General features: G+C 46.3%; 11 protein-coding genes. 6 read left to right on the forward strand and 5 right to left on the reverse strand.

Going from position 1 to position 18039, the window contains the following annotated elements:
• Complete coding sequence (locus tag OQ289_RS11110; RefSeq protein ID WP_270090822.1) at window positions 1-2961, forward strand: DUF5107 domain-containing protein; 2961 nt, start codon at window positions 1-3, stop codon at window positions 2959-2961.
• A gap of 363 nt (window positions 2962-3324) precedes the next feature.
• Window positions 3325-3645: a hypothetical protein gene (locus tag OQ289_RS11115; protein ID WP_270090823.1), complete on the forward strand. Its 321-nt coding sequence runs from the start codon at window positions 3325-3327 to the stop codon at window positions 3643-3645.
• A 227-nt stretch (window positions 3646-3872) separates the two neighbouring features.
• Here OQ289_RS11115 and OQ289_RS11120 read toward each other — a convergent pair whose 3' ends face one another.
• From OQ289_RS11120 to OQ289_RS11140, 5 genes are all read right to left on the reverse strand, one after another.
• The gene (locus tag OQ289_RS11120; protein ID WP_270090824.1) at window positions 3873-6284 is read right to left on the reverse strand and encodes a TonB-dependent receptor; all 2412 of its coding nucleotides are present in this window, start codon (window positions 6282-6284) and stop codon (window positions 3873-3875) included.
• A 1788-nt stretch (window positions 6285-8072) separates the two neighbouring features.
• Window positions 8073-8378, reverse strand: a complete 306-nt coding sequence (locus tag OQ289_RS11125; RefSeq protein WP_270090825.1) for a DUF202 domain-containing protein — start codon at window positions 8376-8378, stop codon at window positions 8073-8075.
• Window positions 8379-8528: 150 nt separating this feature from the next.
• Window positions 8529-8753: a hypothetical protein gene (locus OQ289_RS11130; protein WP_270090826.1), complete on the reverse strand. Its 225-nt coding sequence runs from the start codon at window positions 8751-8753 to the stop codon at window positions 8529-8531.
• Window positions 8754-8772: 19 nt separating this feature from the next.
• Window positions 8773-9483: a siderophore-interacting protein gene (locus tag OQ289_RS11135; protein ID WP_270090827.1), complete on the reverse strand. Its 711-nt coding sequence runs from the start codon at window positions 9481-9483 to the stop codon at window positions 8773-8775.
• Between the two features lie 79 nt (window positions 9484-9562).
• The gene (locus tag OQ289_RS11140) at window positions 9563-10426 is read right to left on the reverse strand and encodes a helix-turn-helix domain-containing protein (protein ID WP_270090828.1); all 864 of its coding nucleotides are present in this window, start codon (window positions 10424-10426) and stop codon (window positions 9563-9565) included.
• A gap of 295 nt (window positions 10427-10721) precedes the next feature.
• Here OQ289_RS11140 and OQ289_RS11145 point away from each other — a divergent pair, with 295 nt between their 5' ends.
• Genes OQ289_RS11145 through OQ289_RS11160 form a run of 4 tightly spaced genes read left to right on the forward strand, consistent with a single transcriptional unit; the run spans window position 10722 to window position 18035 of the window.
• Window positions 10722-13064: a TonB-dependent receptor gene (locus OQ289_RS11145; RefSeq protein ID WP_270090829.1), complete on the forward strand. Its 2343-nt coding sequence runs from the start codon at window positions 10722-10724 to the stop codon at window positions 13062-13064.
• 10 nt (window positions 13065-13074) lie between these two features.
• Entirely contained in the window at window positions 13075-13653 is a 579-nt protein-coding gene (locus OQ289_RS11150; RefSeq protein WP_270090830.1) for a MotA/TolQ/ExbB proton channel family protein, read from the forward strand.
• A gap of 10 nt (window positions 13654-13663) precedes the next feature.
• Window positions 13664-14002: a DUF2149 domain-containing protein gene (locus OQ289_RS11155; protein ID WP_270090831.1), complete on the forward strand. Its 339-nt coding sequence runs from the start codon at window positions 13664-13666 to the stop codon at window positions 14000-14002.
• A 1-nt stretch (window position 14003) separates the two neighbouring features.
• Window positions 14004-18035 carry a cobaltochelatase subunit CobN gene (locus OQ289_RS11160; RefSeq protein ID WP_270090832.1) on the forward strand — a complete coding sequence of 1344 codons (4032 nt, stop codon included), beginning with the start codon at window positions 14004-14006 and terminating at the stop codon, window positions 18033-18035.
• The last annotated feature ends 4 nt before the right edge of the window (window positions 18036-18039 follow it).

Raw genomic sequence — 18039 nt, forward strand, 5'->3', positions numbered from 1 at the left:
ATGCTGAAATTATTGAAGAAAAGCCTATTTGCCGCAAAGGGGATCGGTATGGTACTGGTCATGAGCCAGGGCAATAGCTTGGCCCAACAGCGGGCTACGATTACAGAAGGTCACATCACCTATCCGACGTATGGCTATCATGACCCCAGTATGCTGGCAAGCAAGGCACTGTATCCGTATTTCAGGTTCGATGGCTTCTCCCATAAAGCGGAGGACAAAAGCTGGAAGGTGGTCACGCTGGAGAATGACTTTATCAAGGTACAGGTGATGCCCGAAATCGGAGGGAAAGTATGGACAGCGATAGATAAGAGCAACAATAAGCCCTTCCTCTACAATAATGATGTGGTGAAATTCAGGGATATCGCTTTGCGTGGACCATGGATAAGCGGCGGCATTGAGTTCAACTTTGGGATTATCGGTCATGCGCCGAGTAGCTCATCTCCAGTTGATTATGAAATAAAGCGTTATGGCGATGGTACGGTGGCCTGCTTGGTGAGCAATATCGAGATGATTTCCCGAACCCGCTGGATCGTGGAAATTCGCTTGGAGAAAGATAAGTCTTATTTTGAAACGAAGACTTACTGGATCAACCTGACCAACCAAGAACAGGCGTTCTATAATTGGAGCAATGCGGCAGTGAAGGCAAGCGATCGGTTGAAATTTGAATTCCCCGGCGATACGTATATCGGACATGAAGGCGAAACCGGTAGCTGGCCGATAGACGATGAGCAACGTGACCTGTCGTACTATAAAAACAATGCTTTTGGCGGGGCTAAGTCGTACCACGTGACGGGGTTGAACAGCAATTTCTTTGCTACCTTGGATGCCGAGCCTCAAGTTGGAAATTTTGGCACGGTACATTTTGCGAGACGGGACGAAAAGCTGGGCAAGAAGATCTTCCTCTGGTCGCAGGCTGATGATGGTATAATCTGGGAACGCTTATTGACCGATAAAGCGGGGCAATATGTGGAAATACAAAGCGGTAAGCTTTTTAATCAAAATGTGTTGGAGAGTAGTAAAACTCCTTTCAAGCAACATAGCTTTTCGCCGTATGAAACCGAGACGTGGAGTGAGTATTGGTTTCCGATAAAAGAAATCGATACCATCAGTAACGTCAATCTATTAGGAGCATTTGCCTATACGGTCGAAGGCCTAAAGGGGAAGCTTTCGATTGCTGCGGTACGGAATCTCCAAGATTCGATTTATGTCTATGATAAGCACGATAAGGTGCTCTTCAAAGATAGGATCCACCTGTTGGCAAACCAAACCAGCCATATCCAACTTGCGCTAAATGGAAAAGGTGATGAGGCTGCACAGGTCCGGATAGGCGCTTATCGCCTGGACCTTGAGCTCGTCTCAGATGGGCGGCCGGACACGACAGCAAGAGCTAGCGCTTCGACACCGGTACAGGAATGGTATGTGAACGGACGGGAATACCTCCGGTTTAGAAAATATAAGGAAGCCGAGGATTTTCTGGAAAAGGCGTTGGCGATAGACGGGAGCTATATACCTGCTTTATTGGAAATGGCCAAGCTGCGCATGTTGCAGTTTGACTATGGCGAAGGAAAGGCTTTTGCGGAGCGCGTACTCGCCATTGATACGTACAATGGCGCGGCCAATTACTATGGCGGATTGGCCATGTTGAAACTACAGCAGTCGGAGGCCTCGAGCAGAGGAATGTTTGAAGTAGCTGCTCTGGATCCAGCCTTTCGAAAGGCGGCTTACATAGAGCTGGGCAAATCTTATATGCGCAGTCAATCGCCACTGGATGCGGTGCATTATTTCCAAAATGCCCTCGATATCGGCGGTAGTAACCTGGAGGTGCTTCAAAGCTTGTATTACAGTATGTTGATGGCTGGGCAGCTAGAAGACTTGGACAGTATAGCCGAACGGATGCTGACGTTGGACCCTTTTGGTTACTTACAGCTCTTTGAGGGGTATTACCAAAATCAAGATGCGCAGCATAAGGACGCTTTATTAACGAAGCTAACAAACGAGTTTCCGAACCAAACGCTAATGGAGATGGGGATTTGGTTCGTGCGTATGGGACTCCCAGACCGGGCCACTAAGCTGTTCGAGCTGTGTGGTAAGCAAGTCGAGGCGCTTTACTGGTTGGCTTGGCTCCACCGGGACCAAGTCGATAGAAAAGCCTTCTATTTTAAGCAACTAGAAGGACTACAGCCGTTGCGGATATTTCCATTTCGGGAGGAAGAGGCCGATCTATTGCAATGGGCCATGCAGGAGAGACCCGGATTATGGCAGACGAACTATCTATTTGCTTTGCTGCTGAATGCTAGAGGAGAAGAGAAGAAAGCGGCAGCCTTACTATCTACAACATCACAACAAGGAATAACTTTTGCACCTTACCATATCCTAAAAGCACATTTTAGTACAGATAAGATGGAAGACCTTAAGAAAGCCTATCTAGCCGAACCTAAAGAGTGGCGCTATGTCAATTTGTACAGCAAAGCGTTATTTGACCAGGGGAAAGATAAAGAGGCAATCGCCCTGTTGGAGCAGTGCTATCGGGAGACACCGGATAACTATACCATTGGCTTCGAGCTGATCAAAAAACTGGCCCGTACCGGACAATATGAAAGGGCGGAGGTGTATTTGAAGACTATCGATATCCTACCTTTCGAGGGTGCACAAGAAGCCCGGAACTACTATCGGTATGTGTATTTGAAGCATGCACTTGCACTTGTCGATCAGGGGGACTTGAAGCACGCGTTGAGACTGGTGGATGCTGCCCAACAATGGCCATCTAATCTTGGGGTGGGCAAGCCTTTTGAGGTGAATAATGATTTGGAACATGCTGTTGAAGCGCTTATCTATGGAAAGATGAAAAAGACAGGGGATGAAAGGCGCTCACAAGAAAGGGTGATAAATCAGGAGATCTTGCGTGACCCTGCTCACTACATCGATCAGTTGATTAAAGCCGAGGATAGCTACATGTTTTAAGCAAAAGCGAAGTGGTATTGCCATCCGTAATAAGACGGTCTACTAGCAGAAAAGCATGATATCTAAATGGATGTCGTCATGCCGGGCCTGTCCCGGCATCTGCTTGTCTTTGCTGAAGGTTAAGGGCAAAAGACCTGACTAGGTACGGCGCGTTAACCAAGAGCGGGGTGATGTTACCGAATAACGTCTATTCTGGTGTGGATTGTACCCTAACCGTTTGATGGCATATGCATGGTACACTTTTTTGATAAATTTATACCACAAGAAGGCTAAATCTCGCTTTGAAGTTGGTCGTTTATTAGATATTTGGTATCTTATGGGTATTGAAAGATCGTCAGTCATCACTTTATATATTGATCCGTTATGAAACATCGTTTAGTCTTTTGCTCGAGCTTTTTACTTTTAATGCTATCCGCTTGCTCGGCTTCCCATATATCGCGTATGCGAAGTGATAACATGGAAAAACTTCAATTGCAAATGTCTAAGGAACAGGTGTCTGGAGTCCTCGGGAAGTCGTATACCATCGCTGAAAAATACATGGAAGCCAAAGACACGATAGAAGTGATTTCGTATCGAAATTTTCCATATGACAATGAAATGTATCTATTCAAATTCAAAAACAACAAGTTAGAGAAATGGTACAGAGAGCTAGAGGTGCAGTATAGAGATACCGTAGAGAAGTAAGCGGTCCTGCCTATTATGCCATCAGTGGACACGGTTTTTAGTTCGCTAAGACTGATACGGGATAGCTTTCGGGGCTAGGAAGAACCTCTTTATCCATACGTATCCGACTACGCTCGATGTTCGCAATTTTGGCAAGGGCGACCTGGTATCGATCTATTCTGCAATAATGCTTAGGTGAATATTGATAAAACGGGAGGAATCTGTTGGTAGACCCTCCCGTTGTATACTTAAAACTGGTAGGCTATGCTGCCCAGTATATTTCGTGGCATTTGGGGATTGACCGTCGTCCAACCTTTGAAATACGTTTGATTGGTGAGATTATTGGCTTTGACCGCAAATTCAAACTGCTTGTAGCCATAGGAGAGACTGGCATTGAGCAGTGTATAAGCAGGCAGGATAAATACTCCTGTAGGGACACTATTGGTAATGAAGTTTTCACTGGCATGATTGATGCCAATACCCAGTCCAGCACCTTTTAAAGGACCACGCTGGATCATATAGTTTGCCCAGATATTGGCCAAATGTTTGGGCCCCGCTTCAGTAGGACGTAGGTTATTGACAGCGTCAGCTGCTTTTGTCGTTTTGCTATCGTTGAAGCTATAGCTCATAATGAGGTTCAAGCCGTCGATAGGGGCAGCGGTAAGGTCAAAGTCTACACCACGACTCAAACGTGTGCCATCCTGTACACTAATATTATAGCTTTGCCCATCGATGACGATTGCTTCCGAGCGGATCATGTTGCTCACCGTGATATCATAGTAGCTGGCGGTAAGGCCCAATCTGTTGTTCAAGAGGTTGAACTTGACCCCGGCCTCCCATTGTTTGGCCTGCTGTGGTTTGAAATCGCCGGATATGCTCGGATGTGACTGTACGACAGGGGCCACATTCTTGAAGCCATTTTGGTAGTTGGCGAACAATGAAATCTTATCCTGAATGGCTTCATAGACTAGACCTACGCGTGGCGAGAAGGCTGTTTGATGGTAGATGCCCGTGGTGGTGTCTTTATCAAAGTTGTAGGTGCCTTTATTATCAAAATAATCCATGCGTAAGGCCAGGTTTAGATGTACTTGTGATGTGATATCCAATACATTTGAAACATAGGCTCCCAATACTTGGCCCCGGCTACGGTTGTTGGTCCTCGGGCTGGTGGAAGCGGCAATGGCTGCATCGATAGCTGCAGCGTTGAACTTGTAATAGTCGGGATCATCGATGGATGTATTGATCTGGTCGACTTGTACATAAGGGGAATTGTGCGTATCTGCTTGTTGGAAGAGATAATCTACTCCCACTAAGAGCATATTGTGCATGTTCCCGATTTGAAAATCACCCACAAAGTTCTGCTGGGCATTGACGCTCTGTCCCACATAGTCTTGATCGGCGGCAAATCGACTGATTAGGGTGTCGTTTTGCGGATTAAGATACATGATGTACTGGAAGTAGCCATCGGATTTGCGTTTGTTGTAATTGACAGTGGTATTGGAAACCCATTGCTCATGGAATCGATAGACTACATTCCCGCGTAAATTGGTCGTCGGATTTTTAAAGGTAACGTCATTATTGGTATAGGATTTATTATAATCAAACTGCAGCTCGTCTGGCGTACGGGCGTTCAGTTGACGGGAACGGTTGAGAAATACCATCATTGGGTTGGTCCCTTTGCCCTGGTACAACTCTGCATCCAATTGGATGTCTAGCTTGTCATTGGGCTTGTATAGCAAGGAGGGGGCCACGAAGAGCGACTTGTTAAAACCTGCATCTTGAAAAGTTCCTTGATGGGAAAAAGCGGTATTAATCCGACCTAATAGTTTTCGATTAGCGGAGAGGGGACCGTATACATCTGCTGTAACACGGTGCTGGGCATAGCTCCCGAAAATATAGTTGACACGTCCGCCAATGGTATCTAATGGTTTTTTAGTGATGTTGTTGATCAACCCTCCAAACCCGACAGCTGTACCACCATACAACGTTCCGGAGGGGCCTTTGATGACTTCTATGCTTTCGAGGTTGGCAGGGTCAGGACTCGTACTGGCAATGGCAACAACACCATTGACCATGGCCGCCTGTGAACTGAACCCACGAAGGGTATAGTAGGAAACACCATCGCCTGGACGGCCGGTTGCCGACCATAACTTGTCAATGCCGGATACATTGGCTAGGGCATCATCGTAATTGGTGTTGATTTGGCTTTTGAGGAGCTCCTTGGTGACAACCGCGTAGGATTGGGAATTTTTCATATTACTGAGGGGCATCTTGGCTACATAGGCACTTTCCCTGCGGGTGTACTTATTGGGGCCGCTGCTGTTGACGACGATTTCTTGCAGTGTCGATCGATTCTCGGAGAGGTATACTTCAGGAACTGAATTTTTACCTTCCTCAATTAAAATATCTCGGGTTTGCGATTGAATGCCCACCGCCGAAATGTGAAGCTGTGCTTGACCTGGCTTTAGAGATTTGAAGGAATAAGATCCGTTTGAACGGGTAGAGGTGGTGATATCTTGGGGCATTAATTTGACGGTGATCCCTTCTATGGGCTTACCGTCGGCAGAGAAAATCTTGCCATATACTTCCGCTTTTGGTTGCGCCTGAGCCAGTAAGGGCGCCTGAAGAAGTAGGAATACATAAATAATGAACTTGTTCATATGGGGCTATTGTTTTATTTAGATTAATTATAAACAGAGCAAAGGTATTATTCTGGTTACTTTTTTCCAAAGTATTTTTTTAGATAGCTTGAAGAATAGGGGTGTCCTTGTCGCCGGACGGCTCTTGTTGTATTTTGAGCGGCGTACGGACTTTCTTGTATTTTATTCTCCCTCGAGCCGGGAGAGGCTTGTACTTTCTTGCTTGATCAAGAAAGTACACAAAGAAATCAAGGCTTGGCTGCTCGGCTAAATTGTCTTCGAATTTCCTAAAATCGGACAAACTCTCCGCTAGTTGGCGGATCAGACAAGTCCGCTAGTTGACGGAAATTCTCGACAATTCTTAACGCCTTGCGCAGCCTAGGCCGGGTTTTGGGTAGTGCTGGACGTTCTTTTTGGATATGGTTACTGTTTCTAGAGTGATGAAAGAGTTTGATTAGTACTCTGCCTTGAGTTGGGAGAGGCTTGATGATGGCTTTTCATTGTCCTCGTCGGCTGGATTTTATGCGCCTTTGTCGCCGGCGCAAGGCGACAAACTTTGTCTTGACACAAAGTTTGATAAAAGTCAAGACTGCATTCCTTTATGCTATCTCACCTTGAATAGGCTGAATGAATCTGAACTCGTTTCACTCAGACATAGATTCATTCTATGCGCCTAATCATCGGTTCGATTCCGCAGTCGGAATACTAGGTCGTTTTTATGGATAGTGCGATTAATCTGGGTAGTGCCATGTTTTGGTTTAGGTCGTGTTTTGGGTAGTGCAAGACCTTCTGTTGGGATATGGTTACTGTTTCTAGAGTGATGAAAGAGTTTGATTAGTATTCTGCCTCGAGTTGGGAGAGGCTTGATGATGGCTTTTCATTGTCCTCGTCGGCTGTATTTATGCGCCTTTATCGCCGGCGCAAGGCGACAAACTTTGTCTTGACACAAAGTTTGATAAAAGTCAAGACTGCATTCCTTTATGCTATCTCACCTTGAATAGGCTGAATGAATCTGAACTCGTTTCACTCAGACATAGATTCATTCTATGCGCCTAATCATCGGTTCGATTCCGCAGTCGGAATACTAGGTCGTTTTTATGGATAGTGCGATTAATCTGGGTAGTGCCATGTTTTGGTTTAGGTCGTGTTTTGGGTAGTGCAAGACCTTCTGTTGGGATATGGTTACTGTTTCTAGAGTGATGAAAGAGTTTGATTAGTATTCTGCCTCGAGTTGGGAGAGGCTTGATGATGGCTTTTCATTGTCCTCGTCGGCTGGATTTTATGCGCCTTTATCGCCGGCGCAAGGCGACAAACTTTGTCTTGACACAAAGTTTGATAAAAGTCAAGACTGCATTCCTTTATGCTATCTCACCTTGAATAGGCTGAATGAATCTGAACTCGTCTCACTCAGACATAGATTCATTCTATGCGCCTAATCATCGGTTCGATTCCGCAGTCGGAATACTAGGTCGCTTTTATGGATAGTGCGATTAATCTGGGTAGTGCCATGTTTTTGTTTTGCGCAGCCTATGCCGTGTTTTGGTGAAGTGCTGGACGTTCTGTTGGGATATGGTTACTGTTTCTAGAGTGATGAAAGAGTTTGATTAGTACTTTGCCTTGAGTTGGGAGAGGCTTGATGATGGATTTTCATTGTCCTCGTCGGCTGGATTTTATGCGCCTTTATCGCCAGCGCAAGGCGACAAACTTTGTCTTGACACAAAAACGAAGCAAACCGATCAAAGGGAGTTAGTTGGCTATGGTTTGAGAATTTATCGGAGGTTTGCACAACGCATTCCCCGTGTCTCCTTACTAACTCTTCTCTCCTCCAAGATATTCATCTTTATACTCGCCAATATGACGTTCATTATCCCAGATATATCTACGATTTTTGAAAAAGTTGAATAAACCAAACAATAGCAAGCTAGTCGCTATGCCAAAAAAGACCCACATAATGAGCAAAGTCTCACTAAATGAAAAAAAACTCTCGATAGATAGTCCTGCAACGAAAAAGTACATGGCTGTACGCATGAAAGACAAAAACGTAGTTTGATTGGCCAAATGGGTACGCTGGATTGCTAGCTTTTCTCGTAAAATTAAATCTTTATTTACCGCCATCTTATAGTGTCATTTAGGTATCAACAAATAAAAACAGAAATAGATTTGTCAATATGGAGAATAGCGAATAGCCATCCATTTTGGTGTTGATTATTTGGGAGTAAGTACATGTCGGAATACGGTTTTTGGAAAATGGTCTACAGAAAGCGACTAATAGGGCAGCTCTTCACATTCAAATCCCTTACCTTTCAATAATCCAATGATGGATTGCGCGCTTCCTGTTGGGGTGTCAATGCGTAGAATGCGATCGCAGTCCTGTAGGTCGAAATTCCACTTGCCTGGATTGCAGTGCACATTCAAATCATACGCTAATGTCAAGATATCCTCTTGGGTCTCTACTGAGGTTTTAAACACATAAATCATGTTGGTCTTCATTTTAATTCCTTATACAATGTTACAATCCTTTCTTCCCCTGTAGCCAATAGCCTTGGGCATATAGGTGGCTCGCGCCATTGTTTTTCAGCACTTTTCGGAACGTTTGAATAGCCTTCACATTGCCTGTTAATACAAAATTGGCATCTATCCAATCGCTATCTACGCATATGGGGAGCTCCCGAACCCGTTCTTCATCGGAGAATAATTGATTTTTGGGGTATATACTATAGTTTTCCAATCCCAATGATGCTGGGACGTTTTTATTTATATCATCCAATTCGAAGTAGAATGCGAACGTATGTTTATTTTCCTTTAAAAAGGGAAGTAGGGAGCAAGCCAAACCGAGGGAGGTTTCGTCTCCAAACAAGAACTGCCGTTGCTTCCTCGGGTCGTATACCTTATGTCCCCTTGGACTACTGATATAGAGCTGGTCACCTACACGCAGGCTGTGCGCATATTCACTACCTGGACCGTTCCCGTGGATATGAAAGATAATATCTAGGATACCTGCACGACTATCATGGTATGCAACGGTGTAATTTCGGTACGCTGTCTCATTCACGCGAATGACACTGGCATAGCCGACTTGAAAATTCATTCGCGAGATATTGGCCTGAAAGCGCACTTTTTTTAAATATGGGCTGAGATGTATGGTCGCGATCACCTCGGCACGTTGGCCAACAAGGCTTTCGAGTAAACCTCCTGCCCATTTGGGTATGTTTGATATCATGGTTTCCTTTTTTTTGTTCATCACAAAGGAACGCTGATCTCGTAGTCCAAACAATGGAATAAAGGAAGGGAGTATTGGACTAAACGCGGTTTTTATTCCGGAATGCCAAAGCAGACATACCTACAGCTTTACTGAAGAATCGGGAGAAATAGGCGTAATCTTCAAAGCCTAACGTGTCGGCAACTTCCTTTACGGATTTGTCTGAATGGTAGAGCAATCGCTTGGCCTCCAATATCAGACGCTGTTGGATATGATAGGACACAGGATGGCCAGTGGCCTCCTTGACACATTCGTTTAGATAAGACGTCGTGATATTAAGCGCTTCGGCATAGGCGGTGGGCCGCTTGATCGTCAGAAAGTCCCGCTGCAGCGCAAGTTTGAAACTCTTGGTAATCACCTCGGATCTGGAAAGCTTATCAGCAGCGTGGGCGACTTCTAAGTATTGCGAGGTGATCAGCCCAATCAGGGTATTGCAACTGTCTTTTAATAAAGTGTGGTACAATCGCTCATGTCTCCGCTGAGATAGTGTAATCGATAATGAAACACTGTCGGATAAGATGGAAAATACATCTCGCTCCAATAGCAACGGCTTCAAGGGAGCGATCTCTTCCAGCAAATGGAGATATACGGGATTGATATTTTCACTGCTGATTCCCAGAAAGCTACCGCTGACACTTTCCATAGCGACGATGCGATGCACTTGGTGTGGGTGGGTGTATAGGATAGAAAAGGGAGTGATGGTGTATTGCTGAAAATCAATCTCGATATCGGTCGTGCCCTTTTCTAGCAAGAAAAAAGAATGATAGTCGTCGCGATGCGACCGTCGAGCATCATCCAAACTCATGATATCGTGCTCATCAAAGGATGCCTTAGCGATAACGATGCCGCTGTTGGACGCATCGGTCATCGTCTTTATCGGAATGAACTTTTCTTTCTTACGCATGGGGGTTAACGTGTATAGCTGAGAGCGTCATCATGGCGCTTTCTAATGACTGTAAAAATACTAGAAAATAATGAAGTGTCCTCGATACAAAGAAAGTAGATGTCTCTCGTTTGTAAAGATGACGTGGGGTATACATGAGGTCCCGTTCGTCAGTTGGATTTTGATCAGGCCCTCAGATGTAGTTTCGACCGCCACATATACAACCTCCTACTGACATAGGAAATATTTATATGCATCTTTGTTGCATTTGAAATTATTTATATCTATTATTGCAACACTATTGCATTTGTAGACTATGAACATACCATATTTTCCTTCACGAACCTATCGACGAAATTTTCGACGATTACAGCGCCAATTTGGCTTACTTGTCTTATTCAATTTATTCCTATTAGACAGCTATGGACAGCAGACGATATCAAAGACCCCTGTATTTGTTGGCCATCTCCAAGATTCATTGGGTGAGCCTATTAGCGGTGCTTCCATCATGCAGCGCGGCAAAGGCATAGTCGCGGTGAGCGATCGGCACGGTACATTTAGATTGCATCTCGTCAAAACCACTGCTATCTTGGTACAGCATGTGGGATTTGAAGCTTTAGAATTGGATGTACGAGCTACTCCGGATAGTAGCCAACAGCATTGGGTGATGAAACGCAAATCGAGCTTCTTGGACATGGTGACGGTTACAGCATCTACTTTGCCTAAAGAGCTGCGCCAGATTTCATCCAGCGTATCTATCTTGCAGAAGGATGCACCTGAACTTCGGCAGTTGCAGAGTATTGATGAGGCACTATCATACATGCCAGGTGTGATGGTAGATAGGAGCAGAGGGCTCACGACCACTGGTACGCATACAGGGGTGATTCTCCGCGGAACGGGGTCGGCTAACCGCACCTTGGTCTTGAAAGATGGTGTACCCATCAACGATGCTTACACCGGAGGTGTGTCTGAATGGAACAGCTTGGCGACCAACAGCATCGAGCGTATAGAAGTGGTGCGTGGCCCTGGCTCTTCTATATACGGATCAAGCTCCATGGGTGGGACCATCAATCTGGTGACCCAAAAGCCGACAGATGCACTGCTATTGGGTGCCGATCTGCGCTATGGGTCGATGAATACCTACCAGGCGAGTGTCAAATTAGGAAAGCGATTTGCAAAGCGCTGGGGCGCTGTGGCCTTTGCGGAATACAAAGCGACGGACGGCTACGCCTATATGGCAGATAGTCTATGGAAGGACTACTATCAAAAGCCACAGACTTCATTGCTCAACATCAACACCAAGCTCACCTATGATTTTGACAATGGCGGTACATTGGCGGCGACAGCCGACTTTAATAGGCAGAAGCCATTGACGGGCACATCGATACTGTATGATGAGAGCAGCATGACGGGCAATTATCAACTACGCTACCAAAATAACAAAGCTCGCTTTGCTCCGGATATATTGGCCTACTACAATGTACAGAGTCGAATGACTACGGCGCTCAATTGGAATGCCAAAGAGGAAGCATTTAACAGTACAAGCTACCTATCCAGGGTACCGTTGGACACCTATGGTATCATTGCTAAAGTGAGTCATCGGGTAGGAATCAACGATTTGACGGTCGGTGCGGATTTGCGCTTTACGGAGGTCGTGTCGAGAAAGGAATATCCGGACAAGGGCATGCAGAATTTTAATGGCCGACAGGATTTTGTTTCCTTGTTCGTCAATGATGATGTGCGATTTTCAGATAAGCTACATGCCAACCTAGGCCTGCGGCTCGACCATTGGGCAAATCGGGACGGGTATTTCTTCGATAATCTTTCTGGCAAAGAAGTCACGATAGATTATGATGCAGCGCGCTCTACCGTGCTGACACCCAAAGTTGGCCTTACCTATGAGCTGCTTACCAACTTGCGTCTGCGATCGGTATATGCGACAGGCTTTAGGGCACCAGCTGCCTACTATATGTACAACGCTGCTCCATTGGGTTCTTCCTTTCGATTGGGCAACCCTGAGTTGAAGCCCGAACGTATGCGGTATGCTATTGATTTCGGTGCTGACCTTCAATTGATGGAGCAACTTGAATTGTCAGCGACGGTATATACATCTGAATACAGTGATTTTCTAGCGGCCGTATTGATCGACCCCGAAGAAGTACCGTCGTATTTTGACCCCGGAAACTTGCCGGTACGTCAATATATTAATATTGGAAAGGTAGGGTTGTGGGGAGTAGAGAGCGCTGTAAAATACCGGGTATCGTCCGCGTTGACGACACAAGTGAGCTACTTTTATAATCAATCGGAGATTAAGAAATATGAGACCAATCCTGAATATGTAGGTAGGGAGATGAGTGACAATCCCCATAGTATATACTCGGCGGCACTGATTTATGATCATCCGCGTGTGGGACATGCGAGCATATGGGGGAGACATACAGGCGCTTTCTTCGGCGATCTGGAGAATACCGTCGAGAAGAAAATGGAGTCAGTGACTGTAGTGGACCTCAAGCTGGCTAGAAGCTTTGGCCCAATTGGTGTAAATTTCACCGTGAACAACCTATTCGACAAACTCTATTTTGGCAGCTACACGTCGGCCAAGAGCTACTATTATGCTCCGGCAAGGACGATACTGCTTGGTATTAATTACAACTTATAAAATAGAAATCATGCTAACATTTATAGAACACATCCTTTTTCAACTCGCAAATTGGCTACACCTGCCTGTATTTCTAGGGCTATTGGCAATGGTATGCTGGGTGGTGTGGTCATGTGGTGCCGTATTACGCGAAGCGCTTAACCGGAAGGGTGATAGTCGTGTGAATGCCTTTTTCGAACAAAATAGCGAGGAGATCCGCATCTGCCTGGCTGATAAAGATAATGCGGACATCAATGTGACCGAATTGGTGCAAAAATGGGAAAGGAAAGAAAATGAAAAATTGGATCGTATCCGATTCTTGATAAAGGTCGCGCCTTCATTGGGATTGGTGGGTACTTTAATTCCTATGGGGCAAGCACTTGCAACGCTATCTACGGGTGACATGTCTGCTATGGCCAACCACATGGTTGTCGCTTTTACGGCAACCATTGTGGGGCTGGCCTGCGGTATTGTCGCATATATGATCACCTTGAAAAAGGAGCAGTGGCTTGCGAAGGATTTCCTGGCTTGCGAGGTTTTGTTGGAACGTCAGCTGCGGAAAGAAACGGATGATCGTCAATTAGAGAACAGGATACAAGCGCATATATAAGTATACCATCATGAGATTATTGAATAAAGATAGATATGAGGCTGTGCGGGCCCCGTTAGAAGATCCCATCAGTGGAGTGGCCAACTTGTTCGACATCAGTGTAGTACTGATTGTAGCCATGATCATGGCCCTCATGTCGGCTTTGAATGTGCTCGATCTTTTCGATCCGGAAACCGAAATGACGATGACCAAGAAGACGAAAGACGGCCAGATGGAAATCATCACGAAGAAAGGCAAGGAAATCAACGTAAAGAAGATATCACCAGAAGAAGCTGCTGGTCAGGGTGAGCGACTAGGTACGGCCTATCAATTGGATGATGGACAAGTCATTTATATCCCAGAAAAGTAAGATGGACATAAAAAAAATAGGATTTGGTTGTTGGTTGGTGTTTTTCATGTTGCTGCATATGCCATACGGCGTAGCGCAGCAACTGAAAACCCAAAAACGTATTGCACTTCTGGTATCGGACAACTATAGTAAGCCTGTAGCGGATGCCATCCGGTTGTTGCAGCGGGAACCAGAATTTGCCTCTCGTTTTGAGGTGATAAACGGTCAAAGTTGTCAGACCTCCATTGAAGCTGCCGATATAGTCATCTGCTATGTACATACCCCGCAGATGTTGCAGCGCTATACTCCGCAAATGCAGCAGGTGGTACAACGAGGTGGTTGGGTATATGCGGTGGGCAGTAGTCCTGAAGCTGACGACTATCAAAAGTGGGGCATGCGATTTGACAAAACAGTGGACCATTATTTTGAGAATCCCAGTGCGGCAAACATCAAAGAACTAGTCCTTCTATTGGCGGTGCGACATTTAGGGGCTGCCTTCGATACCAAACCCCCTCAAGTATATCCTGAACAGGGTATCGTAGACTGGTCTACGGGACAGATTTATACCTCATTTGCAGCTTTTGAGGACGCTAATGGAAGGAAAGGGGGAGGATTGCCCACGGTAGGGCTCTATGCTTTCCGCTATGAATTTGTCACTGGTCAAGATGCCTACCTGCGTGACTATGCACGTGGATTTGCGGATGCTGGGTATCAAGTATTGCTATTCTATGGCTTTCCGCTGGACAAAGCGCTCAACGCATACTGCACAGACAGTCTCGGTAAAGCCAGAATCGATGCCTTGGTTAGCTTTTCCTCTCTTCCTGGGGGAGCTCCAGAGCGTGTAGCTGAAAGCTTTTCAAGGCTAGGGGTGCCGGTTATAAATGGGGTCACCAGCAGTAAAAGTCTAGCCGAATGGCAAGTTGATAAGGTGGGTATAGCCATCTCAGAACGCACCATGGCCTTTGTGCGTCCCGAGATTATGGGGCAAATACAACCGACTGTAGTAGCTACACAGGAGCGATATACGGATAGTGCAGGCCTTGTCTTCAAGCAGAAAATAGCCTTGCCAGGGCGCGTGGAGAATTTGGTCGAAAAGGTAAAAGCTTGGTCGCGGTTAAGGCGCCTTCGTAATGATGAAAAAGACGTCACCCTAATTTATTATAATGGCCACCCTGGCAAACATAATATAGGAGCCAGTTACCTCAATGTACTGCCAAAGAGTATGCACAGCATCTTGCAAGCGTTGCAACAAAACGGATATGACCTGGGGGGAATCCCACCGACAGCGGACGAAATCTTCAACGATGTGATGAAGGGTGGGCGTAATATCGGCACTTGGGCTCCTGGAGAATTGACACGCATGGTCCAGCAAGATAATCCCGTGTTGGTACCTATGGAAACCTATAGGAAATGGTTTGCCGAATTGCACCCTCAGTTTCAGGAGCAGGTAGTTCGCAAATGGGGCGTGCCTGATTCGGCGCACATCATGGTTTGGAAAGATGAGCAGCAGCGTGCCTTTTTCGTGCTGCCACAAGTGAATTTTGGAAAAGTACACCTCATGCCTCAACCCGCGCGCGGTTGGGAAGAGGACAGCGAAGCCATCTTCCATGATATCAACTTGCCCCCTCATCACCAATACATTGCATTCTATTTGTATCTACAGCATCAATCGAAGACCAATGCGCTGATCCACCTCGGTACCCACGGCACCTTAGAGTGGCTCTCGGGTAGGGAGGCAGGAGCTGATAACAGTGATGCGGCCGATGCATTATTAGGAGGTATGGTGAATATATATCCCTATATCATGGACAATGTAGGGGAGGGCACACAGGCTAAGCGTAGGGGTGGGGCCGTTATTATCGACCACCTGACGCCTCCCTTTCAGGAAGCCGGCCTACGCCCCGAGCTACGCCAACTGGCTGGGGTTATCAATGATTATACTACGGCAATGGATAAAAGTCCTGTATTGGCTGCGACGCATCTACAGGAGGTCAACCGATTGGCCAAGAGCACCAATGTGGTACGCGACTTGGATATCGTTGATGAACTGCAGCACCAGGATATTCAGCTATTGGAACATTACCTCCAGGAGCTGAATGAAAAACAGACGCCTATGGGTATGCATACCTTTGGTGTCTCTCCAGATTCAACACAAGCTATGTTGACAGCCCAAGCGATGGTCAATAGACAGAAAGCGCTGTCTGAAGACGAGTTGAAACTACAACGAGCGGATTACTATGGACGCCTATTGGCCAGTGGTCCGGCTGAAATGCAGGCATTATTGGATGGCCTGGATGGCAAGTACATAGCGCCTGCCACGGGCAATGATCCGATTCGAAATCCAGATGCGTTGCCCACGGGTAAGAATTTTTATGCTTTCGATCCCTCGCGGATGCCCTCACCGGGAATCTATGAAGCAGGAGAACGCTTGGCGACAGAACTTGTGGAGTCGTATCGTCAAAAGCATGGTGGACGTTATCCCGATAAGGTAGCCTTCAATCTATGGTCTGTAGAGACCATACGTCATGAAGGGATTATGGAAGCGCAGCTCTTGAGTCTATTGGGGATACGTCCCCAATATGATGGCTTTGGCAAGGTCAAAGGAGTAGAGCGTATCTCTCGAGATCATTTGGGAAGGCCTCGTGTAGATGTCGTGATTACGCCCTCGGGTCTCTATCGTGATATGTTTCCGCAAATGATGCAGCTTATCGACCAAGCGGTGCTATTGGCCTATAGGTCGCCTGAATCGGATAATGTGGTACGCCAACATGTCGACTCCACCAAACAACAACTGGCGGAGATTGGAATCACGGATAGCACGCTGCGTGAGCGGCTTGCACTGGTTCGGCTTTTCGGGTCGGAGTCGGGAAGTTATGGCATAGGTGTAGATCGTGCTGTGCAAGCATCCGATAAATGGGAAAATAACACTTCAGTAGCATCGGTATATTTTAACCGGTCAAGTCACCTGTATGGACAGGGATTCTGGGGGGTAGGCGGTGCTGAATTGGAACGTATAACGGGTAAGGATCTAGCGGTGTCGCTGTTTCAAAAAGCTTTATCAGGAACAAAGGCTGTAGTGCATAGTCGTTCGACGAATGTATATGGGGTGCTTGATAACGATGATTTTTTTCAATATCTGGGAGGTATGGCGCTGGCTATTACGCAGGTGGATGGTGTCGAACCGGACATTGTAGTGACCAACCTAATCGATCCGAATGATATGCGACAAGAGCGCTTGGATAAGTTTATCGGGCGTGAACTTCATACCCGTTACCTCAATCCTGAATGGATAAAGAAAATGACTTCCGAAGGATATGCCGGCGCTCGGATGATTGGTCAGGTGGTCGACAATATGTGGGGTTGGCAGGCGACGACTGACCACGCTATACAGGAGGCAGATTGGCAAGAATGGCACGATGTATATATAGCAGATAAATATGCGCTCGATATAAAAGAGCGTTTTGCAGACGCAGGCAATCTACATGCCTATCAACAGATGTTGGCGCGTATGCTAGAAGTGGTGCGCAAAGAGTACTGGCGACCTAGCGACAAAACATTACAAAGTTTAGTAACCGCTTATCTGGAAACCGGGCAGGAGATGGGTGTATCTTGCTCGGACCAGGTATGTGGAAATGAAAAGCTGTTGAAGTTTGTCGAACAGAACGTGAATACAGCAGACCAGCAGAGGGCACTTTCTAATTTGCATCAAGAATTGGGACGCGTATGGAACGGATTCCAAAACCATGACAATGCTGCTTCCGAAAATAGCCGTAGTTCAACTTCGGAGCTGCCGCCAACGACAGGGTCTGCTGTGCAGAAGCAAACGGTATCAACGCCTTCCAGTACCGCTAAGGCAAGTAGGGCAACAGCGGTAGAAAATACGGAGATACCTAAGAGCGAACAGGTATTGAAGGGATTTAAGATGGAGGAGGAACGGCTAATCTCTATGCAGGCTAACCCCCAGAACATGCCATCAGCCCAACATTGGGAAACTTTGGTCGGGTTGCTGATGGTTATGGCAATGGGGTTTGGATGGCGTACAGACGATACTTGATGAT

Source organism: Sphingobacterium sp. SYP-B4668, from assembly GCF_027627455.1.
Taxonomy (GTDB): Bacteria; Bacteroidota; Bacteroidia; order Sphingobacteriales; family Sphingobacteriaceae; genus Sphingobacterium.